Below are 24,678 nucleotides of genomic sequence, written 5' to 3' on the forward strand. Positions count from 1 at the left end.
TGGTCGCCATGAGCGACACACAGACCGGCGGCGGACTCGACGTCCTTGATCGCGAGCTCGAGAAGCTCCTCACCGAGGACGCCGTCGACCCCGGCGACCACGAGCGCTTCTCGCACTACGTGAAGAAGGACAAGATCATGGAGTCCGCGCTGAGCGGCAAGCCCGTCAAGGCGCTCTGCGGCAAGAAGTGGACGCCGGGGCGCGACCCCGAGAAGTTCCCCGTGTGCCCGACCTGCAAAGAAGTCTACGAGAAGATGAAGTCCGAGTAGGTCCCGTCCGTCACCCGGCAGGCGCCGCTCACTCGTAGACCGTCGGCAGCACGGGGTCGCCCCGGCCGAGCCGGAACGCGCTCGGCGGCAGCTCGTCGACGGCGGCCTGACGGTGGTCCCGCGCACGCTGCACGCCCTGCGGCCCGGTCCAGCGGTCGTCGACGACGCCGTCGGTGACGAGCGACACGAGCAGCGGTCGCTCCTCGCCCTCGCCCGGGCCCCCCTCACCGATGCGCACGAGCTCGGTCGTCGCGACGCCGTCGACGAGCACGCGCACCGGTGCCTTGCGGCCGCCGATGGTCGCCTTGTCGGCGGACTTCTTCGCCACCGACACCCACTCGCCGTCGGCGCCCTGACGGGCGACCAGCTTGAAGACCATCCCGGCCGCCGGGTGGCCCGAGCCCGACACGACGGACGTGCCGACGCCGTAGCTGTCGACCGGCGCCGCGCGCAGCGCCGCGATCGTGTACTCGTCGAGGTCGTTCGTCACGGTGATCTTCGTGCCCGTGGCGCCGAGGCCGTCGAGCTGCGCGCGCACCTGCGACACCAGCGCAGGGAGGTCGCCGCTGTCGATGCGGACGGCGCCGAGGCCCGTGCCGGCGACCTCGACGGCCGTGCGCACCGCCTCCGGGATGTCGTAGGTGTCGACGAGCAGCGTCGTGCCGGGCCCGAGGCTCGCGACCTGCGCCTCGAACGCCTCGCGCTCTGTGTCGTGCAGGAGGGTGAAGGCGTGCGCGGCGGTGCCCATCGTCGGGACGCCCCAGGTGCGCCCGGCCTCCAGGTTGCTCGTGGCGACGAAGCCCGCGACGTAGGCGGCCCGTGCCGCCGCCACGGCGCTGCGCTCGCCGGTGCGCCGCGAGCCCATCTCGGCGAGCGGCCGGCCGTCGGCCGCCGAGACCATCCGTGCCGCGGCGCTCGCGACGGCGGAGTCGTAGTTGAAGACGCTGAGGGCGAGCGTCTCGAGCAGCACGCCCTCGGCGAAGGTCGACTCGACGACGAGGAGGGGCGAGCCCGGCAGGTACACCTCGCCCTCGGCGTAGCCGCGGATGTCGCCCGAGAAGCGGTAGTCGGCGAGCCAGTCGACGGTGCGGTCGTCGACGATGCGGCCGTCCCGCAGCCAGGCGAGCTCGGCGTCGCCGAACCGGAACTGCGTCAGCTCGGCGAGGAAGCGCCCGGTGCCGGCCACGAGGCCGTAGCGGCGACCCTGGGGGAGGCGGCGGGCGAAGAGCTCGAACACGCATCGTCGGTCGGCGGTGCCGGCCTTGAGGGCCGCCTCCACCATCGTGAACTCGTAGCGGTCGGTCAGCAGGGCACTGGTCACCCCTCCACCCTAGGCGGGGGGAGGGGGCCGGGACCAGGGCGCCCGGCTGCGGCGCGCCTCCGTCCGGGTAGGCTCGACGACCGTGACGCACGCACCCATCGGAGTCTTCGACAGCGGCGTGGGCGGGCTGACCGTCTCGCGGGCGATCATCGACCAGCTGCCGCGCGAGTCCGTGCTCTACGTCGGCGACACCGCCCACTCGCCCTACGGCCCGAAGCCCATCGCCGAGGTGCGCGAGTACGCGCTCGCCGTCATGGACGACCTCGTCGCCCAGGGGGTGAAGCTGCTCGTGATCGCCTGCAACACCGCCTCGGCAGCGGTCCTCCGCGACGCGCGCGAGCGGTACACGACGGGCGCCGGGATCCCGGTCGTCGAGGTCATCCAGCCCGCGGTCCGCTCCGCCGTGGGCCAGACGCGGAACAAGCGCATCGGGGTCGTCGGCACCGAGGGCACCGTCCGCTCGCGCGCCTACGAGGACGCCTTCGCCGCGGCCGCCGACCTGCAGCTCTTCACGCAGGCGTGCCCGCGGTTCGTCGAGTTCGTCGAGGCGGGCGACACCTCGAGCCCCGAGCTGCGCGAGGTCGCCGCGGGCTACCTCGCACCGCTCCGCGAGGCCGGGGTCGACACGCTCGTGCTCGGCTGCACCCACTACCCGCTGATGTCGGCCGCGATCCAGTACGTGATGGGGCCGGAGGTGCGCCTCGTCTCGAGCGCGGACGAGACGGCCGCCGACGTCTACCGCACCCTCGTCGACCACGACCTCGAGGCGCCGGCCGGCAGCGTGCCCCGCTACGAGTTCGAGGCCACCGGCGCGGACGAGGCGTCGTTCCTGCGGCTCGCGAAGCGGTTCCTCGGGCCCGAGGTGTCGCGCGTCGGCCACCTCGAGACCGGCGCCATCGAGCTGCCGGGCGGGCTGCGCGCCGGCGGCCCGCGCGCCTGACCGCGCCGCCACGGCCTGACCGCCCCGCACCGCCCGCCCCGCACTGCGCGAGACCACGCAAGACCACACCAGACCGACCCGACCAGGGGAGACACCATGACCGAGACCACCACCGACCTCGTCCGCGCCGACGGCCGCCGCGCCGACCAGCTGCGACGCGTCACCATCGAGAAGGGCTGGAGCGCGCAGGCCGAGGGGAGCGCCCTGGTGTCGTTCGGCGACACGAAGGTGCTGTGCACCGCCTCCTTCACGAACGGCGTGCCGCGCTGGCTGGCCGGCAAGGGCAAGGGCTGGGTCACGGCCGAGTACGCGATGCTGCCGCGCGCCACCGGCTCGCGGAACGACCGCGAGAGCGTCAAGGGCAAGATCGGCGGACGCACCCACGAGATCTCCCGCCTGATCGGTCGCAGCCTGCGGGCCGTGGTCGACACGAAGGCCCTCGGCGAGAACACCATCGTGCTCGACTGCGACGTGCTCCAGGCGGACGGCGGCACGCGCACGGCGGCCATCACTGGCGCGTACGTCGCGCTCGCGCAGGCGATCGAGTGGGGCCGCGAGAAGAAGTTCATCGCCCAGAAGGCGACCCCGCTGACCGACAGCGTCGCCGCCGTCTCGGTCGGCATCGTCGACGGCGTCCCGCTGCTCGACCTCGCCTACGTCGAGGACGTCCGCGCCGAGACCGACATGAACGTCGTCGTCACGGGCTCCGGCCTGTTCGTCGAGGTGCAGGGCACGGCCGAGGGTGCGCCCTTCGACCGACGCGAGCTCGGCGAGCTGCTCGACCTCGCCGTCGCCGGCGGCGCCGACCTGACGACCCTCCAGAAGGAGGTGCTGGGCGCGTGACGCAGGTCGTCATCGCCACGCACAACCAGGGCAAGGTGCGGGAGCTGCGGCTGCTGCTCGCCGAGACCGCGCCGGGCGTCGAGCTGGTCGCCTACGACGGCCCGGAGCCCGTGGAGGACGGCGACACGTTCGCCGCGAACGCGCTGATCAAGGCACGCGCGGCGGCGGCCCACACCGGGCTGCCGGCGCTCGCCGACGACAGCGGCATCTCGGCCCACGCCCTCGGGGGCGCGCCCGGCATCCACTCGGCCCGCTACGCCGGCACCCGTGACGACGACGACAACATCGACCTGCTGCTGGCGAACCTGGTCGGCGTGCCCGACCGCTCGGCGTACTTCTCGTGCGCGGCGGCGCTCGTCGTGCCCGCGTCGGCGGACGGCACGGTCGCCGCCCGCGAGCTGGTGGAGCAGGGCGAGTGGCCGGGCGAGGTCCTGGAGGCGCGGGTCGGCACGGGCGGACACGGGTACGATCCCGTGTTCCGGCCCGAGGGCGAGACCCGCAGCGCGGCCGAGCTGACCCCGGACGAGAAGAACGCGGTCAGCCACCGGTCGCGGGCGTTCCGCGCCATCGCGCCGCACGTCGCGGCCCTCGCGGGCTGAGCGCCTCTGCTGTTGCCCGCGGGCTGGCTGAGCCTTCGCGGGCCCGACCGCGCGGGCAACTCAGGAAGCTCCTTGAAGGGGTTCCTGAACGCTGCAGCAGACAGGAACATCGGCACCTGATCCGCGAGGATCAGGACCGATCTTCCTGAATGAGGAGGGGGGTCAGGCCTGCGTCGGCGTCTGGCCGGTGGGGGAGTCGACGGCGGCGGAGCCGACCGCGGAGGCGTCGACCTCGGCGTCGGGGGTCGTGCCGTCGGCCTCGTGCTTCTTGGCCGTGTGCACGCCGTGGAAGTAGTGGATCGCGACGGGGATCAGCGTCGCGAGCACGGCGCCGAGCAGGATCAGGTCGATGTACGAGCTGACGAAGTCGGCGACGGGCGGGATGTGGCCGATGCCGAAGCCGAGCATGGTGACGCCGAAGCCCCAGAGGACCGCGCCGATGCCGTTGTAGAGCGAGTAGCGCCGGTAGCTCATGTGCCCGACGCCGGCCATGATCGGCGCGAAGGTGCGGACGACCGGCACGAAGCGGGCGATGATGACCGCGAGCGGGCCGAAGCGCTCGAAGAAGGCGTTCGTCCGGTTCACGTTCGCCTTGCTGAACAGCCCGCTCTCCTTCCGCTCGAAGATGCGCGGCCCGATCTTGTGGCCGATCAGGTAGCCGAGCTCGCCGCCGGCGAAGGCGGCGATCCCGATGAAGATCGCGATCAGCCAGATCGGCAGGCCGAGGGCACCGGGGTTCGTGGCCGCGAGGATGCCGGTGATGATGAGCAGGGTGTCGCCGGGGAACAGGAACCCGATCAGCAGCCCGGTCTCGGCGAAGACGAGCAGGCAGACGCCGAGCACGGCCCAGGGGCCGAACGCCGACAGGAGGTACTCGGGGTCCAGCCACGAGATGGTCGCCAGGGGCAGCATGGGTCTCTTTCTCGAGGTGCCGGGAGGCCCAGGCTACCCGTGCTGGCTGCGCAGGCTGCAGTGACCTTCGTCACCGGGACAGAGCCGGACCTTCGTGCGGGAGAAGGGACTTGAACCCTCACGCCCGAAGGCACAGGAACCTAAATCCTGCGTGTCTGCCAGTTTCACCACTCCCGCGGGCAGGACCGAGTGTACCGACGAGCACGAGCACGAGCACGAGCACGAGCACGAGGAGGCGCGGGCTCGGCGTCAGCGCAGCTCCCGCGGCACGTGCGGCGAGTACCGCGGCACGTAGCGCAGCAGGATGACCGCCCCGACGAGGCCGAGCACGCCCATCACCCCGCTCGCCAGCGAGATCGAGACGACGGCGGTCAGCCCGGAGATGAGCAGCGGTGCGGCCGCGCTGCCCGCGTCGCCCGTGAACCGCCAGGCACCGAGGAACGGCGCGGGGTCGGCCCGGTCGGCGAGGTCGGCGCCGAGGGTCATGAGGATGCCGCTGCCGATCCCGTTCGCGAGCGACATGAACATCGCCACGGCGACGAACCAGCCGACCCGGGCGTCGAGGTCGTGGGTGAGCGACAGGGCCAGGTACGAGATCGAGAGGCCGACCATCGAGGGCACGGCGCTCCAGAGGCGGCCCCAGCGGTCCATGATCTGGCCGCTCGTGTAGAAGAGCGCGAAGTCGACGGCGCCCGCGATGCCGATGATCAGCGCCGTCTGCGGCGCGCTGATCCCGATGCTCACGGCCCAGAGCGGCAGGATCACCTGGCGCCCGGCCCGCATCGCGCCGATCAGCGCGGCGCCGCTGCCCAGCTTGACGAGGACGCCGCGGTGGCGGGCGAGCGTGCGGAACAGTCCCTCCGCCTCCTTCGCGACCTTCTCCTCGCCGGGGGTCGGGGCGTCGACGGGGACGGCCGCCGCCGCCCGCCGTTCACGGAGCACCTCGGACGGGTCGCGCAGCACGAGCAGCACGACGGCCGCGCCGAGGCAGCCGGCGACGTGGATCCAGAACGCGGACTGCGTCGAGCCGGTGAGGTGGATGGTGCCGGCCGCGAGGAACGGCCCGACGAAGTAGCCGAGCCGGAAGACCCCGCCGAGGCTCGACAGCGCGCGTGCCCGGACCTCGACGGGCACGAAGCTCGTCATGAAGGCGTGCCGGGCCAGGGCGAACACGGCCGTCGAGAGGCCGATGAGCAGCACGCCCCCGGCCAGGACCCACTCGTTCGGCGCCCACACGCAGGTCAGCAGCCCGACGATGCTCACGAGCGCGGCGGAGATCATCGCGGTGCGCTCGCCGATGCGGGAGACGAGCCAGCCGCTCGGGACGTCGCCGATCAGCTCGCCCACCAGGATGAGCGCGGCGACGAAGGCCGCGAAGGGCAGGGTCGCCCCGAGGTCGCTGGCGACGACCGGGATGATCGGGATGATCGCCCCCTCGCCGATCGCGAACAACGCGGCGGGGAGGAAGGCCGACAGGGCGACGGACCGGAACGAGAAGGCGGGGGAGGGCGTCGACGTCATGGCACCGGCCACACTATGCCTGCCTCGGCCGGGGCCGACCCCCTCGACCCCGCCGGGCGCCGGCGCGGCTGCTTACACTTGACGGATGAAGATCCTCGCAGCGATGAGCGGCGGCGTCGACTCGGCGGTCGCCGCGGCCCGGGCGGTCGAGGCCGGCCACGACGTCGTCGGGGTGCACCTGGCCCTCAGCCGGATGCCCGGCACCCTCCGCACCGGCAGCCGCGGCTGCTGCACCATCGAGGACTCGATGGACGCCCAGCGTGCCGCCGACGTCATCGGCATCCCCTACTACGTGTGGGACTTCAGCGAGCGCTTCGCGCTCGACGTCGTCGACGACTTCGTGGCCGAGTACACCGCTGGTCGCACCCCGAACCCCTGCATGCGCTGCAACGAGCGCATCAAGTTCGCCGCCCTCCTCGAGAAGGCCCTCGCGCTCGGCTTCGACGCGGTGTGCACCGGGCACTACGCGACCATCGTCACCGACGACCAGGGCGAGCGAGAGCTGCACCGCGCCTCCGCGTGGGCCAAGGACCAGTCGTACGTGCTCGGCGTGCTCACCGCCGAGCAGCTGGCGCACTCGATGTTCCCGCTCGGGGCCACGCCCTCGAAGGCCGAGGTGCGGGCCGAGGCCGCCGCCCGTGGCCTCAGCGTCGCGGCGAAGCCCGACAGCCACGACATCTGCTTCATCCCCGACGGCGACACCCGCGGCTGGCTCGCGGAGCGCGTCGGCGCCGAGCAGGGCGACATCCTCGACCGCTCGGGCGAGACGATCGGCACGCACCAGGGCGCGCACGCGTTCACGGTCGGGCAGCGCAAGGGCCTGAACGTCGGCTTCCCGTCGGACGACGGCAAGCCCCGCTTCGTGCTCGAGGTGCGACCGGTCGACAACACGGTGGTGGTGGGGCCGAAGGAGGCGCTCGACATCGGCGAGATCGCCGGCGGCTCGTACACGTGGGCCGGCCGCGCGCCGGTCGACCCCACGACGGCGTTCGACTGCGACGTCCAGATCAGGGCCCACGCCGACCCCGTCCCCGCCGTCGCGCGGGTGTCGGTGGTCGAGGGTAGAACGGAGCTCGTGATCACTCCCCACGAGCCCCTCAGCGGCGTCGCCCCCGGGCAGACCGCCGTCGTCTACGTCGGCACCCGCGTGCTCGGCCAGTGCACGATCGACCGGACGGTCAGCGCCGTCCCGGTCCCCGCGCCGTGAGCGACGGGCCCGCGGACGACGGGTCCGTGCACGACGGGTCGGTGCACGACGGGCCCACGAGCGGCGAGCCCCCGGTCGCGGTCTTGCCGGACGCCGTCGTCCCCGACGTGACGCCCGACGACCTCGCCGCCGCCCGCGACGAGGTCGCACAGCTGACGTCGCGCGTCCTCGAGCTGCGCGACCAGTACTACGAGGGAAACGCCTCGACGGCGTCCGACTCCGACTACGACGCGCTCGTGCGGCGCCTCGCCGAGCTCGAGGGCGAGCACCCCGAGCTGCTCACGGCCGACAGCCCGACGCAGACCGTGGGCGGCCGGGCAGAGACGACGCAGTTCGCCCCCGTCGAGCACGCCGAGCGCATGCTCAGCCTCGACAACGTCTTCAGCGACGACGAGCTCGCCGAGTGGGCCGGCAAGGTCGAGCGCGACGCCGGCGCCGAGCGCGTCCGGTTCCTCTGCGAGCTCAAGATCGACGGGCTCGCCATCAACCTGCGCTACGAGCACGGCGTGCTCGTCACGGCCGCCACCCGCGGCGACGGCGTCGTCGGAGAAGACGTCACGGGCAACGTGCTCACCATGGGGACGATCCCCGAGCGTCTCGAGGGCAGCGGCCACCCTCCGATCGTCGAGGTGCGCGGCGAGATCTTCTTCCCGGTCGCCGAGTTCGACCAGCTGAACGCACGCCAGCGCGAGGCGGGCGAGCGTGTCTTCGCGAACCCGCGCAACGCCGCGGCAGGGTCGCTGCGCCAGAAGGCCGAGGGCAAGAGCCCGGAGAAGCGCGCCCTGATGGACGCCCGCCTCCGCAGCCTGCGGATGCTCGTGCACGGCATCGGCGCCTGGCCCGTCCGCGAGCTCGAGCGGGACACCGACGTCCACAGCCAGAGCGAGGTCTACGACCTGCTCGCCTCGTGGGGCCTGCCCATCTCGACCCACCACCGCGTCTACGACACGGTGCCCGAGGTGGCGGCGTTCATCCACGACTACGGCGTGCGCCGGTCGAGCGTCGAGCACCAGATCGACGGCATCGTCGTCAAGGTCGACGACCTCGCCCTGCACGACGAGCTCGGCGCCACCAGCCGGGCGCCGCGCTGGGCCACGGCGTTCAAGTACCCGCCCGAAGAGGTGAACACCGAGCTGCTCGACATCGTCGTGAGCGTGGGCCGCACCGGCCGGGCCACGCCCTTCGCTGTGATGCGCAAGGTCGAGGTCGCGGGCAGCGAGGTGCGCCAGGCGACCCTGCACAACCAGCAGGTCGTCAAGGCCAAGGGAGTGCTGATCGGCGACACCGTCGTGCTGCGCAAGGCCGGGGACGTCATCCCCGAGGTGCTCGGCCCGGTGGTGGAGCTGCGCGACGGCAGCGAGCGGGAGTTCGTCATGCCTACCGAGTGCCCCGAGTGCGGCACCACGCTGCGTCCGGCGAAGGAGGGCGACGTCGACCTCCGGTGCCCCAACGCCGAGAGCTGCCCCGCGCAGGTGCGCGGCCGCGTCGAGCACATCGCGTCGCGCGGGTCGCTCGACGTCGAGGGCCTCGGCGAGGTCGCGGCGGCCGCGCTGACGCAGCCCGTCGAGCCGTCGACGCCGCCGCTCCGCACCGAGGCGGGGCTGTTCGACCTGACGATGAGCGACATCTTCCCCGTGAGGGTCGTCGTGCGCGACTTCGAGACGGGCATGGAGAAGCTCGAGGCCGACGGGGTGCCCAAGCTCGTGACGCCGTTCCGGCGGCGCCGTGCGAAGAAGGACGGCCCCTTCGACCCCGACGCCACGGAGTTCGCCGGTGACGAGACGAGCGTGCCGTCGAAGACGGCGATCGAGATGCTCGCCAACCTCGAGGCCGCGAAGACGAGCCCGCTCTGGCGCATCCTCGTCGGCCTCAGCATCCGCCACGTCGGGCCGGTCGCCGCCCGCGCCCTCGCCGGCCACTTCGGCTCGCTCGACGCGATCCGAGCCGCGGCCCGCGACGACCTGGCCGCCGTCGACGGCGTGGGCGGCATCATCGCCGACGCCCTGCGCGACTGGTTCGAGGTCGACTGGCACGTCGAGATCGTCGACCGCTGGGCCGCGGCAGGCGTCCAGCTCACGACGCCCGACCACCCGGGCCCCGGCGCGGCCGTCGAGGCCGGGGGAGTGCTCTCCGGCCTGACCGTCGTCGCGACGGGCAGCCTCGAGGGCTTCAGCCGGGAGGGCGCGCAGGAGGCGATCCTCGCGGCCGGCGGCAAGGCCGGCAACAGCGTGAGCAAGAAGACCGACTTCGTGGCCGCCGGCCCCGGTGCCGGGTCGAAGCTCACGAAGGCGGAGCAGCTCGGCGTCCGCATCATCGACGCGGCGGAGTTCGCTGTCCTCCTTAAGGAGGGCCCATCGGGGTTGGCTGTCCCCGTTTCGGGGGACGAATCCCCAGCCGACTAACGAAATGCCTGGTCAGGCGGCACCTCGCGCTCGTACGATGAGGGCGCGCATCGACCAGGGCTGTAGGGGGTCGTGGCTCAGGTGCGCACGAGGGGGAAAGACCCGACGTGCTGTTCCTCGCCGCAGCCATCCTGTCCGCATCGATCCACCTCTCCGGGGTGGTCGTCGGTCCCGTCGAGCCTGCCGCCGGGCCCGGAGCAGCGGGTGCCGAGGCGCACACGGTGTCCCCGGTGCGCACGGGGTCTGAGATGCGAACGGGGTCCGAGACGTCGGCCCCCCAGGACCGAGCCGCGTCCGAGCACGCCACGTCCGCCGGCCGGGGGACTCCGCCTGCGCCCACGAGCCTGGCCGGGCCCGCCCGCTCGGCCCTCTCCGACGTCTGCGCGGGAGCCGTCCCCGCGTCCTGCCTCGACGACCTCGCGACGGCGAGCGAGGACGAGCTCGCCGGCCTGGCCGCCTCCCTGGACGCCTCCGGCGACGACACCGGTGCGCTCGTCGACGCGGTCGCCTCCGTCCGGACCGCCCCCGAGGTGGCGTCCTGGTGGGCAGGCCTCGACCCCTCGCGCCAGCTGACCCTCGTCGCTCGCGTGCCTGGTCTCGTCGGCAACCTCGAGGGCGTCCCGTACACGACCAGGGACGAGGCGAACCGGTTGTTCCTCGTCGCCGCGCGCTCCGCGATCGGCGAGCGTCGGGGCACCCAGGACGAACGGCGCGACGACGACGACCGCGCCGAGATGCTCGACCAGGTCGCCGCGGCGGTCGGGGGCCGCGCGGCCGGCGACGCGGAGCGGCACCTCGTCGTCCTCGACACGGTGCTGCCGGGCCGAGCGGCCGTCTCGGTCGGCGACCTCGACACGGCCGACGACGTCACCGTGCTCGTGCCGGGCATGTTCTTCACCGTCGGCAGCCAGCTCGTGGACTGGACGGACACGGCCGGCGAGCTGTACGACGAGCAGAGGTCGTGGACCTACCTCCTGGCACGGGCCGACGGCGAAGGCCTCGACCAGGTCGCCGTCGTGGCCTGGCTGGGCTACCGGACCCCCGACCTGACCAACGTCTACGGGCTCGACCTCGCCCGGGCCGGGGCCGACCGCCTCGAGGACGCGATCGCGGGGCTCGACGCGGCCCGCGCCTCCTCGCCTGCCCGGGTCACGGTCGTGGGCCACTCCTACGGATCGACGACGGCCACGCTCGCCCTGTCGTCCGGGACCGTGTCGGTCGACTCCCTCGTGCTGCTCGGCTCGCCCGGCAGCGTCGTCCCCACCGCGTCGATGCTCGACGTCGCCGGCGACGACGTCTACGCCGCGGCGGGCAGCTTCGACCCCGTGGCCGGCAGCGCGTACTTCGGCGCCGATCCCGGCACCGCCGGCTTCGGCGCCGTGCTGCTGCACACCGGGGGAGGCGCGGACGGCTACACGGGACGCGCCCTCGCCGCCGCCCTCGGCCACAACTCCTACCTGGTGCCCGGCACCGAGACCCTGCGGAGCACGGCCCTGATCGGCCTCGGCCGCGGCGACCTCGTCGACGGCGAGCCCGGCGACCCGCGACCGGTCGCCCCGGAGGCGCCGGACCTCTCGCTCGTGCGGCCCCAGGACCTGTACGTGCGCGACTGAGCCCGGCCGTGCCCCGCGGCGGCCAGCACGACGTCCCGGGCCTGCCGGGCCGGGTGCGGCCCCGTAAGATCGTCGGGTACCCCCAGCCGCGGTACCCCAGACGAACCACGTGACGGAGCAGCATGTCTGAAATCACGCGCGAACAGGTGGAGCACCTCGCAGGTCTCGCCCGCATCGCCCTCACCCCCGACGAGATCGAGACCATGACCCGGGAGCTCGGGCAGATCGTCGACAACGTCGCCAAGGTGTCCGAGGTCGCGACCGACGACGTCCCGGCGACCAGCCACCCGATCCCGCTGACGAACGTGTTCCGCGACGACGTCGTGGGCGAGACGCTCACGGTCGAGCAGGCGCTCTCGGGCGCGCCCGACCACGACGGCTCGCGGTTCCGCGTGACCGCCATCCTGGGAGAGGAGCAGTAGACGTGGCCGACGCCTCCTCGATCATCCGCCTCAGCGCGGACGACCTCAGCACCCGCCTCGCCTCGCGCGACGTGTCGTCCGTCGAGGTCGTGCAGGCGCACCTCGACCGCATCGCCGCCGTCGACGGCGACGTGCACGCGTTCCTGCACGTCAGCGACCAGGCCCTGGCGACGGCCGCCGACGTCGACCGCCGCCGCGCCGCGGGCGACGCGATGGGCCCCCTCGCGGGCGTGCCGATCGCCGTCAAGGACGTCCTCTGCACGATCGACATGCCGTCGACCTCGGGCAGCCGCATCCTCGAGGGCTGGGTGCCGCCGTACGACGCGACCGTCGTCGCCAAGCTGCGTGCCGCCGACCTCGTGCCCCTCGGCAAGACGAACATGGACGAGTTCGCGATGGGCTCGTCGACCGAGTTCTCCGCCTACGGCCCGACGCACAACCCGTGGTCGCTCGACCGCGTGCCCGGAGGTTCGGGCGGCGGCTCGGCCGCGGCCGTCGCCGCCTTCGAGGCGCCCCTGGCCCTCGGCAGCGACACCGGCGGGTCGATCCGCCAGCCGGGCGCTGTCACCGGCACGGTCGGCGTCAAGCCCACCTACGGCGGCGTCAGCCGCTACGGCGCCATCGCGCTGGCGAGCTCGCTCGACCAGGTCGGCCCCGTCAGCCGCACCGTGCTCGACTCGGCGCTGCTGCACGACGTCATCAAGGGCCACGACCGCCGAGACTCCACCTCGCTGCGCGACGAGTGGCCGTCGTTCGCCGACGCCGCCCGCCGCGGCCTCGCCGGCGGCGCCCTGCAGGGCGTGCGCGTCGGAGTCGTCCGCCAGCTCGCCGGCGAGGGCTTCCAGGCAGGCGTGAAGGCGCGCTTCGCCGAGGCGCTCGACCTGCTGACCGGCGCCGGCGCCGAGGTCGTCGAGATCGACGCCCCGAGCTTCGAGTACGCGATCAGCGCCTACTACCTGATCCTCCCCGCGGAGGCCTCGAGCAACCTCGCGAAGTTCGACTCCGTGCGCTTCGGCATGCGCGTCGTGCCCGAGGGTCGCGGCACCGTCGAGGACGTCATGGCCGCCACCCGCGAGGCCGGCTTCGGCCCCGAGGTGAAGCGCCGCATCATCCTCGGCACCTACGCGCTGAGCGCCGGCTACTACGACGCGTACTACGGCAGCGCCCAGAAGGTGCGCACGCTCGTGCAGCGCGACTTCGCGGCCGCGTTCGAGAAGGTCGACGTGCTCGTCTCGCCGTCGGCGCCGACCACGGCGTTCCCGCTCGGCGAGAAGCTCGACGACCCGCTGTCGATGTACCTGAACGACCTCACGACCATCCCCGCGAACCTCGCCGGCGTGCCCGGCATCACGGTGCCGATGGGGCTCGCCGACGAGGACGGCCTGCCGACGGGCCTGCAGTTCATGGCTCCCGCCCGCGAGGACGCCCGTCTCTACACCTACGGCGCCGCCGTCGAGCAGCTCCTCGAGCAGGGCTGGGGCCACACTCTCATCTCGCGTGCGCCTGACCTGAGCAGCACCGAGCAGACCGCCGCCACCGAGGGAGTCATCTGATGGCCAAGGCAGACCTGATGGACTACGACGAGGCGCTCGCCCGCTACGAGGTCGTCCTCGGCTTCGAGGTGCACGTCGAGCTCGGCACGAAGACCAAGATGTTCTCCGACGCGCCGAACTTCTTCGGCGGCGAGCCGAACACGAACGTGACGCCGGTCGACCTGGGGCTGCCGGGCTCGCTGCCGGTGGTCAACGAGCAGGCCGTGACGTACTCGATCAGCCTCGGCCTCGCCCTCGGCTGCTCGATCGCCGAGAGCTCGCGCTTCGCCCGGAAGAACTACTTCTACCCGGACAACCCCAAGAACTACCAGGTCAGCCAGTTCGACGAGCCGATCGCGTTCGAGGGCGAGGTCGAGGTCGAGCTGCCCGACGGCACCGTGTTCCACGTGCCGATCGAGCGGGCGCACATGGAGGAGGACGCCGGCAAGCTCACGCACGTCGGCGGCTCGACGGGTCGCATCCAGGGTGCCGAGTACTCGCTCGTCGACTACAACCGCGCGGGCATCCCGCTCGTCGAGATCGTCACGAAGCCGATCATCGGCGCGGGCGCCCTCGGCCCCGAGCTCGGCGCCGCGTACGTCTCGACCATCCGCGACATCGTCCGCAGCCTCGGCGTCAGCGAGGCGCGGATGGAGCGCGGCAACCTGCGCTGCGACGCCAACGTGTCGCTCCGTCCGCACGGCCAGGTGGAGCTGGGCACGCGCACCGAGACGAAGAACGTCAACTCGTTCCGCTCGGTCGAGCGCGCCGTCCGCCACGAGATCCAGCGCCAGGCGGCGATCCTCGCCGCGGGCGGGACGATCACCCAGGAGACGCGGCACTGGCACGAGGACACCGGGCGCACCTCCGCCGGGCGCCCGAAGAGCGACGCCGACGACTACCGGTACTTCCCCGAGCCCGACCTGCTGCCGGTCGTCCCGTCGCGCGAGCTCGTCGAGCAGCTCCGCCTGGCCCTGCCGGAGGCGCCGGTGGCCCTGCGTCGCCGTCTCAAGGCCGAGTGGGCCTTCGCCGACCAGGAGTTCCAGGACGTCGTCAACTCGGGCCTCCTGCAGGAGCTCGTCGACACCGTCGCCGCCGGCGCGTCGCCCCAGGCGGCCCGCAAGTGGTGGACCGGCGAGATCGCCCGCACCGCCAACGCGGCCGGCGTCGAGCCGTCGTCGCTCGTGTCGCCCCTGCACGTCAGCGAGCTGATCGCCCTCGTCGAGTCCGGCGAGCTGACCGACCGTCTCGCCCGTCAGGTGCTCGAGGGCGTCGTCGCCGGCGAGGGCTCGCCCGCCGAGGTCGTCGCCTCGCGCGGCCTCGCGGTCGTCTCGGACGACGGAGCGCTCATCGCCGCCATCGACGAGGCGCTCGCCCAGCAGCCCGACGTGCTGGCGAAGATCCGCGACGGCAAGGTCCAGGCGGCCGGCGCCGTCATCGGCGCCGTCATGAAGGCGATGAAGGGCCAGGCGGACGCCGCGCGCGTCCGCGAGCTCGTGCTCGAGAGGGCGCAGGCCTGACCACCCGCCTCGACGCCGCAGAGGCGGCCCGGTCACGATGACCGTGCCGCCTCTGCTCCGTACCGCCGCGCCGATGGGCCTCGCCCTCGCCGCGGCGGCGCTCGTCCTGGTGACCGCCATGCAGCTGCTGCCCGAGCGCGTGGCCGTGGTCCACCTCCGGGACGGGGCCACGGGGCTGGCGGCGAGCCGGTCCGACCTCGTGCTGATCGCCTCCTCGCTGCTCGTCGGCCTCGTACTGGCGTGGCTGGTCACGGCCGCCGCGCTCGCGTGGACGCCGGCCCGGCACCTGCTCGTTCCGCACGCCGCCCACTGGAAGGCGGCGCCCCGCCGCCGCGAGCTCCGCCTGCGCCTGGCTCGCTGGGCCGCCCGGGCCTTCGCGGCCGCGGTCTGGTTCGTGACGGCCCTCGTCGTCCTGGCGATCGCCGGGCAGGGCGGGGGACCGCTGTCGGCCTGGTGGCTGCCGCTCGTCGTGTCGGGTCTCTACGTCCTCGTCGTCCTCGGCGGTTTCGCCTGGGCCTTCGGGCTCGGCTTCCGACCGGACGAGTCCGCTGGCCCGACGGCTTCGGCGGCGGCGGCACGATCGGGTGCTGCCGCCTCGGCGGCGTCTCCGACACCCGCTCCGGCCCGGCGCGCCGACCCTGCGTCACGCCCCGCCGCGCCTGCCGACCGCCCCGGGGCCAGGGCAGGGCTCGGCTCCGTCGCGGGCCCCGCCGCGGCTCCCCGCGCGACCCGCCCGCCGCCGAGCACCGTGCCCGGGCGTCGACCGACGACGGGGCGCCCCGCCGGCGGCGAGCCCGACGGCAAGGGGCCGCCGCGCCCCTACCAGCCCCGACCCACCCGACCGACCCGAGGAGGACCGCCCCGTGGATGACGACCGCTACGGACAGGACGTGCTGAGCGGCGACTGGAAGCGCTCGTCGAGACCGGCGCCGACGCCCACCGACGCCGTCCGCGACCTCGTCGTCGAGGAGGCGCGCAGCGGCTTCACGGGAGCCGTCGTGCGGGTCGAGGCCGGCACCGTCGAGCTGGAGGACTGGAAGGGCCGCGTCCGCGCCTTCCCCCTCGGCGGGTCGTTCCTGATCGACGGCTCCCCGGTCGCGCTGCGCGTGCCCCGCGCGGCGCCCCAGGGGCGCGCACGGACGGCCTCGGGCTCGTTCGCGGTCGACGGGGCCCGGGCACGGGTCGCCCGCGAGAGCAGGATCTTCGTCGAGGGCCGGCACGACGCCGAGCTCGTCGAGAAGGTCTGGGGCGCCGACCTGCGGGTCGAGGGCGTCGTCGTCGAGTACCTCGAGGGCGTCGACCACCTGGCCGAGGTGCTCGCCGAGTTCCGGCCGACCGCGACCCGCCGCGTCGGCGTGCTGGTGGACCACCTGGTGGCGGGGTCGAAGGAGAGCAGGATCGCCGACTCGATCGCCCGCGGGCCGTCGGGCGCCCACGTGCTCGTCGTCGGCCACCCGTTCGTCGACGTCTGGCAGGCCGTGAAGCCGGGTCGCCTGGGTCTCGAGTCGTGGCCCACCGTGCCGCGCTCGGTCGAGTGGAAGCACGGCATCTGCGCGCACCTCGGCTGGCCCCACGACGACCAGGCCGACATCGCCGCCGCCTGGCAGCGGATCCTCGGCCGCGTGCGGACCTTCGGCGACCTCGAGCCCGCCCTGCTCGGCCGGGTCGAGCAGCTCATCGACTTCGTCACCGTCGACTGACCCGCCCTGCCCGCCCTGTCCTCATTCAGGAACATCTGTCCTGATCCGCGCGGGGAGGGGCGTGATCGTCCTGATCCGTGCACGGATCAGGACCGCGTGACGGCTCGTTCCTGATCCCTGGGATGTCGGAGGTGCGAATCGCCCGACGGCAGCGGCCCCCGACGGGCTCCGCGCCCTAGATTCGTCGCATGGCCGATTCGATCGAGGGGCAGGTGCGCGGCGCGGTCGACGCCTGGCTGCGCTGGCTGCCGCGCTGGCGGATCGGCACGGCCCGCGGGCGCACCCGGGTCTGCCGCACCTGCTTCGGCTCGCCGGTCTCCACCGCCGCGGGCCTCGACCACGACGTGCCGCACGCCGTCCAGCACGCGCTGCTCAACCGCCTCCGGCACATCGTCGACGCCGAGGTCGAGACCTACACGACCCGCAACCTGCCCCTGGTCGACCGCGAGCTGCGGCGTGCCGCGGCGGGCGAGCCCGACGGGTACCGGCCGGAGGCCGACCTCGCACCCGAGTTCGACGGCCTCGACGTCGACCCCGAGCCGGACCCGACCCAGCCGTTCCTGTTCACCCTGGCGGGCCTCGCCGCCGAGGACGCGCCTCCTGCAGGCCCGACCGACGAGGAGGCTGCGGCCGAGCCGGAGTTCACCGAGCAGGCCAAGCAGGCCCTCCGTCGGGAGCTCGCCCTCGCCGACGAGCACGCGCAGGCGGTCGGGACGGCCCTCTGCTTCGCCGTCGCCGGCCACCGGGAGCGAATCGCGGAGGCCCTGGCGCGCCTCGTCGAGCCTCAGGTCGACGACCTGCTCGCCGAGCTGTCGCGCACCCTGGAGCAGCCACGATGACGGCGCGCCGGTCTCCGTGGTGGGCCTTCGTGGCGGATCTCGTCCTCGTGGTGGCGTTCGTCCTGATCGGGCGCCGCAGCCACGACGAGGGGTCAGCGCTGGCCGGTGTCCTGACGACCCTGTGGCCGTTCGCCGCGGGGCTCGTCGTGGGCTGGGCCCTCGTGCTGGTGCGCGGACGCTCGCTCCCGGCCGTCGGCTCCGGCCTCGTCGTGTGGCCTGCCACGGTCGTCGTCGGCATGGTGCTCAGGGTGATCAGCGGCCAGGGCACGGCGGTGAGCTTCGTGATCGTCACCGTCGTCGTGCTCGGGATCTTCTTGCTCGGCTGGAGAGCACTCGTGAGGGTGCGGCGTCGTCGGGCCCGCGGCTCGCGCCGCTGAGCGACCTGGGGCTCCGAGGCGCCCGCTGCCGCTCGGGGCCGCTACTTGCGCTTGGCCGAGTTGTCGAGGCTCGGCTCGTCGGTGAGCACCAGGCCGGACGAGCTGTTGGAGGAGGTGGTCAGCTCGGCGAGCCACTCGCGGCTGATCGTCGGGACACGACCGCCCGAGTACTTGAAGTAGAGGGGGATGCCCGGGTCGAGCCAGATGCTGCTGCGGCCGTCGCCGACCTTCTGGGTGTCACGCCAAGAGAAGAAGAACGACTCGCGTCGTCGCAGCTTGGTGGCGATGACGATCTGCAGGTGCTCGAGCGTCCTGTCGTCGAACTCGATCTCGATGCTCGACGTGCCGTAGATCAGCGATCCCATGGTGTACCCGTTCGCTCCTGTCGTCCGTGCCGCACCGTGACTCGGACGAGCGGAGCGGTCTGTGCCAACCTACCGTGCGCCCCCGACACGGACACCCCGCGTCCGGTCGTGTCCCCGGGTGCGGGCGCGGGCGCAGTCGTGCACGATGTGCAGCGTCCGGGGCTGTCCCCAGCCGTCCCTGCCATGCTCGACGAGCCGATCCGAGCCCTCGCGGGCCACGAACCGACCCAGGGACCCATGACCTCCATCGCCGCCAGCCCGCTCCTCCTCGCTGCTCCCGCCGCCCCGACCGCCCCGACCGCCCCGACCGCCACCACCGCCTCCGGTGCACCCGGCTCGCTCACCGAGAGCGACGGCATCGTCGGCATCGCCTCCCGCGTCATCGACGCCGCCGGCGAGTGGGGCGTCGGTCTGCTCACGTTCGTCGAGACGGTGTTCCCGCCGATCCCCAGCGAGCTGATCCTGCCCCTGGCCGGTGCGCTGGCGGGCAGCGGCGACATGAACGTCGTCCTGCTCGTGGCCACGGCCACGCTCGGCGCCTACGTGGGCGCCCTGGTGCTCTACTGGCTGGGCGCGGTGCTCGGCCTCGAGCGCAGCATCCGATGGCTGTCGAAGCTGCCGCTCGTCGACCGCGAGGACTTCGACTCGGCGGCGGGCTGGTTCCACCGCCACGGCCGGTCGGCGGTCTTCTTCGGTCGCTTCATCCCCGGGGTGCGGAGCCTCATCTCGCTGCCCGCGGGCGCCGACCGGATGCCGCTCGTCACCTTCTCGCTCTTCACGATCATCGGCAGCGGCCTCTGGAACACGCTCCTGATCGGGCTGGGCGTGGCCCTCGGCACCCAGTACGAGCTGATCGACCGCTACGCGACGTATCTCGACTACGCCGTCTACGCGGCGATCGCCGGGGTCGTCCTGTGGCTCGTCGTCCGGGCGGTGCGGCGTCGCCGTGCGGCCGGGCGCTCGCAGGGCTGACCCCGCCGCGGGTCCACTCTGAGCGGATCTCCACGCTGCGTCCAGGCGGGCGCACCGGGTCGTCCGTACTGTCGGACACCCCGGGAGGCTCCCGGGACCACCGGAAGGAACGGCACACCATGGGATTCCTCGACAAGCTCCTCGGACGCGACGATCCGCAGGACGGCGCGACGCCGCGGCAGGGGCAGCAGCAGGCCCCTCAGCAGACCGGTCAGCGTCCCGGCGGCCGCACCGACGACGAGATCGCCGTCGAGCGCTACCGCTACCTGCTCCGCACCGCGCCGCCGGAGACCATCGAGCAGGTGCACGCCGAGGCGTTCGCGACCCTGACGCCCGAGCAGCGCCGCACGGTCTTCGACGAGCTCAGCCGCCAGTCGCCCCAGGGCGAGCAGCCCCGCGGTGACGACGCGGGCTCGCTGGCCCAGGCGGCCACCCGCTCCGAGCTGCGTCGTCCCGGCACCCTCGAGCAGACCCTGGGAGGCGGCCAGCAGGGCGCGCAGGCCGGTGCCGGCCAGGCACAGGGCCGGCAGGGCGGCGGCATGGGCATGGGCTCGATCATCGGCGGCTCGTTGCTCGGCACGGTCGCCGGCTACGTGATCGGCTCGGCCCTCGTCAGCTCGTTCCTGCCCGACGGCGGCGACGCCACGGCCGACGGCGGCGACGCGGGCGACGCCGGTGCTGACGGCGACGCCGGTGCCGACGGTGGCGCGGACGGCGGTGCGGGCGCCGACGCCGGCTCCGACCCGCAGCTGGCCGGCGACGCCACCGGCGGCGACCCGGGCGCGGCGGGCGACTTCGGGGGCGGCGACTTCGGCGGCGGATTCGGCGGCGGCGACTTCGGCGGGGGCGGCGGCTTCGGCGACTTCGACATCTGACCGGGACCCCTGGCCAGGACTACCGTCGACCACCCGCACCCCGACGACCCCGTCGCAGACCGTCTGAGGAGACCCATGAGCAAGCTCGACCCCACCATCTCTCGCATCGCCGTCGTGACGGGGGGCAGCGCGGGTCTCGGCCGGGCCGTGGTGCGCGAGCTCGCCGACCGCGGCTGGGACGTCGCCGTGCTCGCGCGCGGCCAGGAGGGGCTGGACGGCGCCGTCGCCGACGTCCGGGCGGCCGGTCGCCGCGCCCTGGGCGTCCCCACCGACGTCGCCGACCGGGAGCAGGTCGAGGCGGCCGCGACGCGCGTCGAGGACGAGCTCGGCGACATCGGCCTCTGGGTCAACTGCGCCATGGTCGGGGTGTTCGGCGAGTTCCTCGAGACCGACCCCGACGACTTCGAGCGGGCCACCCAGGTCAACTACTTCGGCTTCGTCAACGGCACCCGCGCGGCGCTGTCGCGCATGACGCCCCGCGACGCGGGCCACGTCATCCAGGTGGGCTCCGCGCTCGCGCACCGGGGCATCCCGCTGCAGGCCGCCTACTGCGCCTCGAAGCACGCCGTGCAGGGGTTCACCGAGTCGGTGACGACCGAGCTGATCCACAACCGGAGCCACGTCGTCATCTCGACCGTGGACATGCCGGCCCTCAACACGATCCAGTTCAACTGGGTCCGGTCGCGTCTCCCCGAGCACCCGAAGCCGGTGCCGCCGATCTTCCAGCCCGAGGTGGGCGCCCGGGCGATCGCCGACGTCGCGGACAAGCCGCGTCGCCGCTCGTGGATCGGCGAGCCGACCGTCATGACGGTGCTCGGCAACCGGTTCGTGGCCAACTGGCTCGACGTGTACCTCGCCAAGACCGGCTACAGCGGACAGCAGGCGCCCGAGAAGTCCGAGCCGATGTGGCCCGACAACCTGTACAGCCCGGTGGCGGGCGACCACGGCGCCCACGGCATCTTCGACGACCAGGCCCGCTCGACCAGCCCGCAGGTCTGGTACACGCGCAACCGTGGCGTCAGCTACGCGCTCGCCGCGGCGGGTGCCCTCGGCGCGGGTGCCGCCGTCGTGCGTGCCGTCGCCGGCAGCCGGCGCCGCCCGTGACGGCCGCCTTCGACGCCGTCGTCGTCGGCGCCGGCCCGAACGGCCTCTCGGCCGCCGTCGTGCTCGCGAGGGCAGGACTGCGAGTCCAGCTGCTCGAGCGCGCCGACACCATCGGCGGCGGCACCCGCACCGCCGAGCTGACCCTGCCGGGGTTCCGCCACGACATCTGCTCGGCGGTGCACCCCATGGCGATGGCCTCCGGCTTCTTCCGGCGGTGGGGGCTCCAGCAGCGGGTCGAGATGATCGTGCCCGAGGTCTCGTACGGGCACCCGCTCGACGGCGGCACGGCGGGCGTGGCGTACCGCGACCTCGAGCGGACCGCCGACGGCCTCGGCGTCGACGGCCCGACCTGGCACCGGATGTTCTCGCGGCTCGTCGACCTCGAGCCCGAGCTGTCGCAGTTCACCCTGTCGCCGATCCTCCAGGTGCCCCGCCACCTCGGCACGACCGTCGAGTTCGGCCTGCGGATCCTGCACCAGGCGGGCCCGTGGTGGGACGCCGGCCTCCGCACCGAGGAGGCGCGCGCGCTGCTGGCGGGCGTCATGGCCCACGCCATCCGCCCGATGCCGAGCCTCAGCGCGTCGGCTGCCGGCCTCGCCCTCGCGGTGCACGGCCACGGCTACGGGTGGGCGGTGCCGCGCGGCGGCAGCCAGGCGATCGCGGACGCGCTCGCCGACGACCTGGTGGCGCACGGCGGCGTGATCGAGACCGGCGTCGAGGTGACCGGCCTGCGACAGCTGGACGCGTCCGTGCGGCTGCTCGACGTGACCCCGAAGCAGCTGATCGCGATCGTCGGCGACGAGATGCCGGCCGGGTACCGACGCCGGCTGGAGCGGTTCCGGTACGGGGGAGGCGCCTCCAAGGTGGACTTCGCCCTCAGCGGCCCCGTGCCGTGGCAGGCCGAGGAGCTGCGGCGCACGCCGACCGTGCACCTCGGCGGCGACCGGGCAGCCGTCGCCCGGGCCGAGCACGACGTCGCCCGCGGCGTGCACCCCGCCGAGCCGTTCGTGCTCGCGGTGCAGGCGGGCGTCGTCGACGACACCCGCGCGCCCGCCGGGCAGCACGCCCTGTGGACCTACGCGCACGTGCCGAACGGCAGCACCGTCGACATGACCGAGGCGGTCACGCAGCAGATCGAGCGGTTCGCGCCCGGCTTCCGCGACCTCGTGCTCGCCTCCCGCGCCCACACGGCGTCCGACCTCGAGGAGCACGACCCGAACTACGTCGGCGGCGACATCGCGTCGGGCGCTCCCACGATGCGGCAGCTGATCGCGCGCCCGGTGGTGTCGACCGACCCGTGGCGTACCCCTGTCCCCGGCACCTACCTCGCGTCGTCGTCCGTGCCGCCCGGCCCCTCCGTGCACGGGATGGGCGGCGCCTACGCCGCCCTGAGCGCGTTGCGCCACGAGTTCGGCGTCGAGCACCTGCCCCGGCTGGGCCCCGACGGAGGGACGACGTGAGCCGCGACCAGAGATTCGTCGAGGCGTCGCCGCACGACGTCTTCGACGTGCTGAGCGACGGCTGGCTCTACCCGAGCTGGGTGGTGGGCGCCTCGCGCATCCGCGACGTCGAGCTCACCTGGCCGGCCGTCGGCGCGAGGATCCACCACTCGTTCGGCGTCTGGCCGCTCGTCGTCGACGACACCACGAGCGTGCTGGTGTGGCACCCGCCGCACCGGGCAGTCCTCCGCGCGAGGGGCTGGCCGCTGGGCGAGGCTCAAGTGACGCTCACCGTCAACGACCGCACCGGCGGCTGCCTCGTCGTGATGGAGGAGGAGGCGGTCACCGGGCCGGGCGCGCTCGTCCCCGACGCCGTGCTCGACCCTGCGCTCGGCGTCCGCAACCGCGAGACGCTCCGGCGCCTCGCCTGGCTGGCCGAGGGACGGCTGCGCGACCGGGTCTCGCCGAGCTAGAGCGGGGCCGTCTCCCCGTCGCGCGGCGCTCGCAGCTGGCGGAGTGCCGGCGCGTGGAGCGGCGTGGTCTCCCACCGGACGTCGGCGTCACCGCCCTTGAGGACGAGGTGCAGGCGGTGCGGCGTCTCGACGAACACCACGTCCACGTGCAGCGCGGCGGCCCGGCGGCCCGCGGTGACCGCGAGCGCGTCGGTGACGGTCCAGGCGCCGAGGACGACCTCGGCCTCGAGCACGTTCTCGCCCTCGTGCAGCAGCACGCGCCACGACGACCCGTCGCTCGCCAACTCGACGGACGTCAGCGACGGCTGCTCGCTCGACGACGTCGGCACGAAGGAGGCGGCGTGCAGCTCGGCGGCGCCGGCGTCGTCCTCGAGGGGCGCCAGCGCGAGCGCGGCCGTGCGGCGGGCCAGCGCGTCGTCGGCGGTCGGGTCGCCCGGGCCCTCGAAGGCAGGCAGGAGGTGCTGCCAGGCGAGGTCGAGCACGGCCTGCATGTCGACGGTCTGGCCGGTGAGCGCGAGCACGACGTCGTGCTCGGGCAGCACGACGCAGAACTGGCCGTAGGCGCCGTCCCCGCGCCAGCCGTGCCGGGCCATCCAGAACTGGAAGCCGTAGCCCTGGCTCCAGTCCGCGTTCGCCTCGTCGGGGTTCGCGACCTGCACCCGGGTCGCCTCGTCGACGTAGGAGGCGGGGAGCAGCTGCTTTCCACGCCACACGCCCCGCTGCAGCCACAGCTGGCCGAGCAGCGCCACGGCCTCGGTCTGCGCGTGCAGGCCGCTGAAGCCGATCTCGCGGCCGCTGTCGTCGCGCTGCCAGCTCGCCTGCCCGATCCCGAGCGGCTCGAACAGCCGCGGACGCAGGTAGTCGGTGAGCGACAGGCCGGAGGCGCGCTGAACGATCGCCGCGACCGCGTAGGTGCAGGGCTGGTTGTAGGCGAAGACCGAGCCGGGGTCGGCCTCCGGCGGCGTGAGGAGGAACCCGCGGACGAGGTCGGCCGGGTCGGCCTCGAGGGCGCGGCCGAGTGCCTCGGCCTGGTGGCCGCTCGACATCGCGAGCACGTCGCGGACGCGCATCGACCGGCTGCGCGGGTCGGTCACGTCGGCGTCGAGCTCGGGGAAGTGGCTGAGCACGGTGTCGTCGAGGCCGAGGAGGCCCTCGTCGACCGCGAAGGCGACGGCGGTCGAGGTGAAGCTCTTGCTCAGCGAGTAGAGCAGGTGGACCCGGTCGGCCGAGTACGGGGCCCACCAGCCCTGCGTCACCACGGAGCCGTGGCGCACGACCACGATGCCGTGCGGCTCGACGCCGGGCGTGGACTCGAGCCCGTCGAGGAAGGCCTCGACGCCGACGGCGTCGATCCCCTCGGCGGACGGCGTGCTGGTGGGCAGAGCGTCGATGGTCATGCCGTCGAGGCTAGCGCCGGCCGGTCGACGCCGGTC

24 protein-coding genes and 1 tRNA gene are annotated in these 24,678 nt (G+C 73.6%); 19 read left to right on the forward strand and 6 right to left on the reverse strand.

All coding sequences use genetic code 11. The features are described 5' to 3' along the window. Positions 1 to 8: 8 nt before the first annotated feature. A complete protein-coding gene (locus IFT77_RS09135) occupies positions 9 to 269 on the forward strand; it encodes a DUF3039 domain-containing protein (RefSeq protein ID WP_123548164.1) in 261 nt (86 codons plus the stop codon). A gap of 28 nt (positions 270 to 297) precedes the next feature. On the opposite strand, the gene IFT77_RS09140 is transcribed toward IFT77_RS09135, so the two are convergent. Continuing rightward, positions 298 to 1,590, reverse strand: coding sequence for a nicotinate phosphoribosyltransferase (locus IFT77_RS09140; protein WP_192041177.1), 1,293 nt, complete (start codon positions 1,588 to 1,590; stop codon positions 298 to 300). A gap of 82 nt (positions 1,591 to 1,672) precedes the next feature. Here IFT77_RS09140 and murI point away from each other — a divergent pair, with 82 nt between their 5' ends. From murI to rdgB, 3 genes are all read left to right on the forward strand, one after another. Then, the gene (gene murI, locus IFT77_RS09145; RefSeq protein ID WP_192041178.1) at positions 1,673 to 2,530 is read left to right on the forward strand and encodes a glutamate racemase; all 858 of its coding nucleotides are present in this window, start codon (positions 1,673 to 1,675) and stop codon (positions 2,528 to 2,530) included. A gap of 96 nt (positions 2,531 to 2,626) precedes the next feature. Then, positions 2,627 to 3,373 (forward strand): ribonuclease PH, encoded by a 747-nt coding sequence (gene rph / locus IFT77_RS09150; RefSeq protein ID WP_192169792.1) that lies wholly within the window; start codon positions 2,627 to 2,629, stop codon positions 3,371 to 3,373. After that, positions 3,370 to 3,972, forward strand: a complete 603-nt coding sequence (gene rdgB, locus IFT77_RS09155; protein ID WP_192169793.1) for an RdgB/HAM1 family non-canonical purine NTP pyrophosphatase — start codon at positions 3,370 to 3,372, stop codon at positions 3,970 to 3,972. The genes rph and rdgB overlap by 4 nt, the downstream gene beginning before the upstream one ends. A gap of 162 nt (positions 3,973 to 4,134) precedes the next feature. On the opposite strand, the gene IFT77_RS09160 is transcribed toward rdgB, so the two are convergent. The 3 genes from IFT77_RS09160 to IFT77_RS09170 form a co-directional block, all read right to left on the reverse strand. Beyond that, positions 4,135 to 4,884: a DedA family protein gene (locus IFT77_RS09160; protein ID WP_192041181.1), complete on the reverse strand. Its 750-nt coding sequence runs from the start codon at positions 4,882 to 4,884 to the stop codon at positions 4,135 to 4,137. Positions 4,885 to 4,979: 95 nt separating this feature from the next. Then, positions 4,980 to 5,061: transfer RNA gene (locus IFT77_RS09165), tRNA-Leu, on the reverse strand. A gap of 72 nt (positions 5,062 to 5,133) precedes the next feature. Next, positions 5,134 to 6,405, reverse strand: a complete 1,272-nt coding sequence (locus IFT77_RS09170; protein WP_192041183.1) for an MFS transporter — start codon at positions 6,403 to 6,405, stop codon at positions 5,134 to 5,136. A gap of 85 nt (positions 6,406 to 6,490) precedes the next feature. Between IFT77_RS09170 and mnmA the strand changes: the two genes are divergently transcribed. The 10 genes from mnmA to IFT77_RS09220 all read left to right on the forward strand — a co-directional run bounded on the left by mnmA (position 6,491) and on the right by IFT77_RS09220 (position 18,017). Further along, positions 6,491 to 7,612 carry a tRNA 2-thiouridine(34) synthase MnmA gene (gene mnmA, locus IFT77_RS09175; protein WP_192169794.1) on the forward strand — a complete coding sequence of 374 codons (1,122 nt, stop codon included), beginning with the start codon at positions 6,491 to 6,493 and terminating at the stop codon, positions 7,610 to 7,612. An 83-nt stretch (positions 7,613 to 7,695) separates the two neighbouring features. Further along, positions 7,696 to 10,014: an NAD-dependent DNA ligase LigA gene (ligA, locus tag IFT77_RS09180; RefSeq protein ID WP_192169944.1), complete on the forward strand. Its 2,319-nt coding sequence runs from the start codon at positions 7,696 to 7,698 to the stop codon at positions 10,012 to 10,014. A 107-nt stretch (positions 10,015 to 10,121) separates the two neighbouring features. Further along, complete coding sequence (locus IFT77_RS09185) at positions 10,122 to 11,627, forward strand: alpha/beta hydrolase (RefSeq protein ID WP_192169795.1); 1,506 nt, start codon at positions 10,122 to 10,124, stop codon at positions 11,625 to 11,627. A gap of 122 nt (positions 11,628 to 11,749) precedes the next feature. Beyond that, positions 11,750 to 12,049, forward strand: a complete 300-nt coding sequence (gene gatC / locus IFT77_RS09190) for an Asp-tRNA(Asn)/Glu-tRNA(Gln) amidotransferase subunit GatC (RefSeq protein ID WP_123548173.1) — start codon at positions 11,750 to 11,752, stop codon at positions 12,047 to 12,049. A 2-nt stretch (positions 12,050 to 12,051) separates the two neighbouring features. Continuing rightward, on the forward strand, positions 12,052 to 13,602 hold the full coding sequence (gene gatA / locus IFT77_RS09195) for an Asp-tRNA(Asn)/Glu-tRNA(Gln) amidotransferase subunit GatA (RefSeq protein ID WP_192041186.1): 1,551 nt from the start codon (positions 12,052 to 12,054) through the stop codon (positions 13,600 to 13,602). Then, on the forward strand, positions 13,602 to 15,101 hold the full coding sequence (gatB, locus tag IFT77_RS09200; RefSeq protein ID WP_192041187.1) for an Asp-tRNA(Asn)/Glu-tRNA(Gln) amidotransferase subunit GatB: 1,500 nt from the start codon (positions 13,602 to 13,604) through the stop codon (positions 15,099 to 15,101). The genes gatA and gatB overlap by 1 nt, the downstream gene beginning before the upstream one ends. 37 nt (positions 15,102 to 15,138) lie before the next feature. Beyond that, entirely contained in the window at positions 15,139 to 15,972 is an 834-nt protein-coding gene (locus tag IFT77_RS16875; protein WP_192169796.1) for a hypothetical protein, read from the forward strand. Then, on the forward strand, positions 15,965 to 16,801 hold the full coding sequence (locus tag IFT77_RS09210; protein ID WP_192169797.1) for a DUF3097 family protein: 837 nt from the start codon (positions 15,965 to 15,967) through the stop codon (positions 16,799 to 16,801). The genes IFT77_RS16875 and IFT77_RS09210 overlap by 8 nt, the downstream gene beginning before the upstream one ends. 188 nt (positions 16,802 to 16,989) lie before the next feature. Next, a complete protein-coding gene (locus IFT77_RS09215; protein WP_192041190.1) occupies positions 16,990 to 17,640 on the forward strand; it encodes a spermidine/putrescine ABC transporter substrate-binding protein in 651 nt (216 codons plus the stop codon). Between the two features lie 29 nt (positions 17,641 to 17,669). Then, a complete protein-coding gene (locus tag IFT77_RS09220) occupies positions 17,670 to 18,017 on the forward strand; it encodes a DUF3054 domain-containing protein (protein ID WP_371741002.1) in 348 nt (115 codons plus the stop codon). Between the two features lie 41 nt (positions 18,018 to 18,058). On the opposite strand, the gene IFT77_RS09225 is transcribed toward IFT77_RS09220, so the two are convergent. Next, on the reverse strand, positions 18,059 to 18,382 hold the full coding sequence (locus tag IFT77_RS09225; RefSeq protein ID WP_192041192.1) for an ATP-dependent DNA ligase: 324 nt from the start codon (positions 18,380 to 18,382) through the stop codon (positions 18,059 to 18,061). Between the two features lie 237 nt (positions 18,383 to 18,619). Between IFT77_RS09225 and IFT77_RS09230 the strand changes: the two genes are divergently transcribed. The 5 genes from IFT77_RS09230 to IFT77_RS09250 all read left to right on the forward strand — a co-directional run bounded on the left by IFT77_RS09230 (position 18,620) and on the right by IFT77_RS09250 (position 23,245). Next, on the forward strand, positions 18,620 to 19,354 hold the full coding sequence (locus tag IFT77_RS09230; protein ID WP_192169798.1) for a DedA family protein: 735 nt from the start codon (positions 18,620 to 18,622) through the stop codon (positions 19,352 to 19,354). A gap of 119 nt (positions 19,355 to 19,473) precedes the next feature. Next, positions 19,474 to 20,229 (forward strand): hypothetical protein, encoded by a 756-nt coding sequence (locus tag IFT77_RS09235; protein ID WP_192169799.1) that lies wholly within the window; start codon positions 19,474 to 19,476, stop codon positions 20,227 to 20,229. Between the two features lie 75 nt (positions 20,230 to 20,304). Continuing rightward, the gene (locus tag IFT77_RS09240; protein ID WP_197980647.1) at positions 20,305 to 21,333 is read left to right on the forward strand and encodes an SDR family oxidoreductase; all 1,029 of its coding nucleotides are present in this window, start codon (positions 20,305 to 20,307) and stop codon (positions 21,331 to 21,333) included. Further along, positions 21,330 to 22,793: an FAD-dependent oxidoreductase gene (locus tag IFT77_RS09245; RefSeq protein WP_192169800.1), complete on the forward strand. Its 1,464-nt coding sequence runs from the start codon at positions 21,330 to 21,332 to the stop codon at positions 22,791 to 22,793. Before IFT77_RS09240 ends, IFT77_RS09245 begins: the two co-directional genes overlap by 4 nt. Further along, entirely contained in the window at positions 22,790 to 23,245 is a 456-nt protein-coding gene (locus tag IFT77_RS09250) for an SRPBCC family protein (protein WP_192169801.1), read from the forward strand. Before IFT77_RS09245 ends, IFT77_RS09250 begins: the two co-directional genes overlap by 4 nt. Here IFT77_RS09250 and IFT77_RS09255 read toward each other — a convergent pair. Then, positions 23,242 to 24,642, reverse strand: coding sequence for a serine hydrolase (locus IFT77_RS09255; protein WP_192169802.1), 1,401 nt, complete (start codon positions 24,640 to 24,642; stop codon positions 23,242 to 23,244). The genes IFT77_RS09250 and IFT77_RS09255 overlap by 4 nt on opposite strands. Positions 24,643 to 24,678: the final 36 nt, after the last annotated feature.

Origin of the sequence: Frigoribacterium sp. CFBP 13729 (assembly GCF_014841875.1) — a bacterium.
Lineage (GTDB): Bacteria > Actinomycetota > Actinomycetes > Actinomycetales > Microbacteriaceae > Frigoribacterium.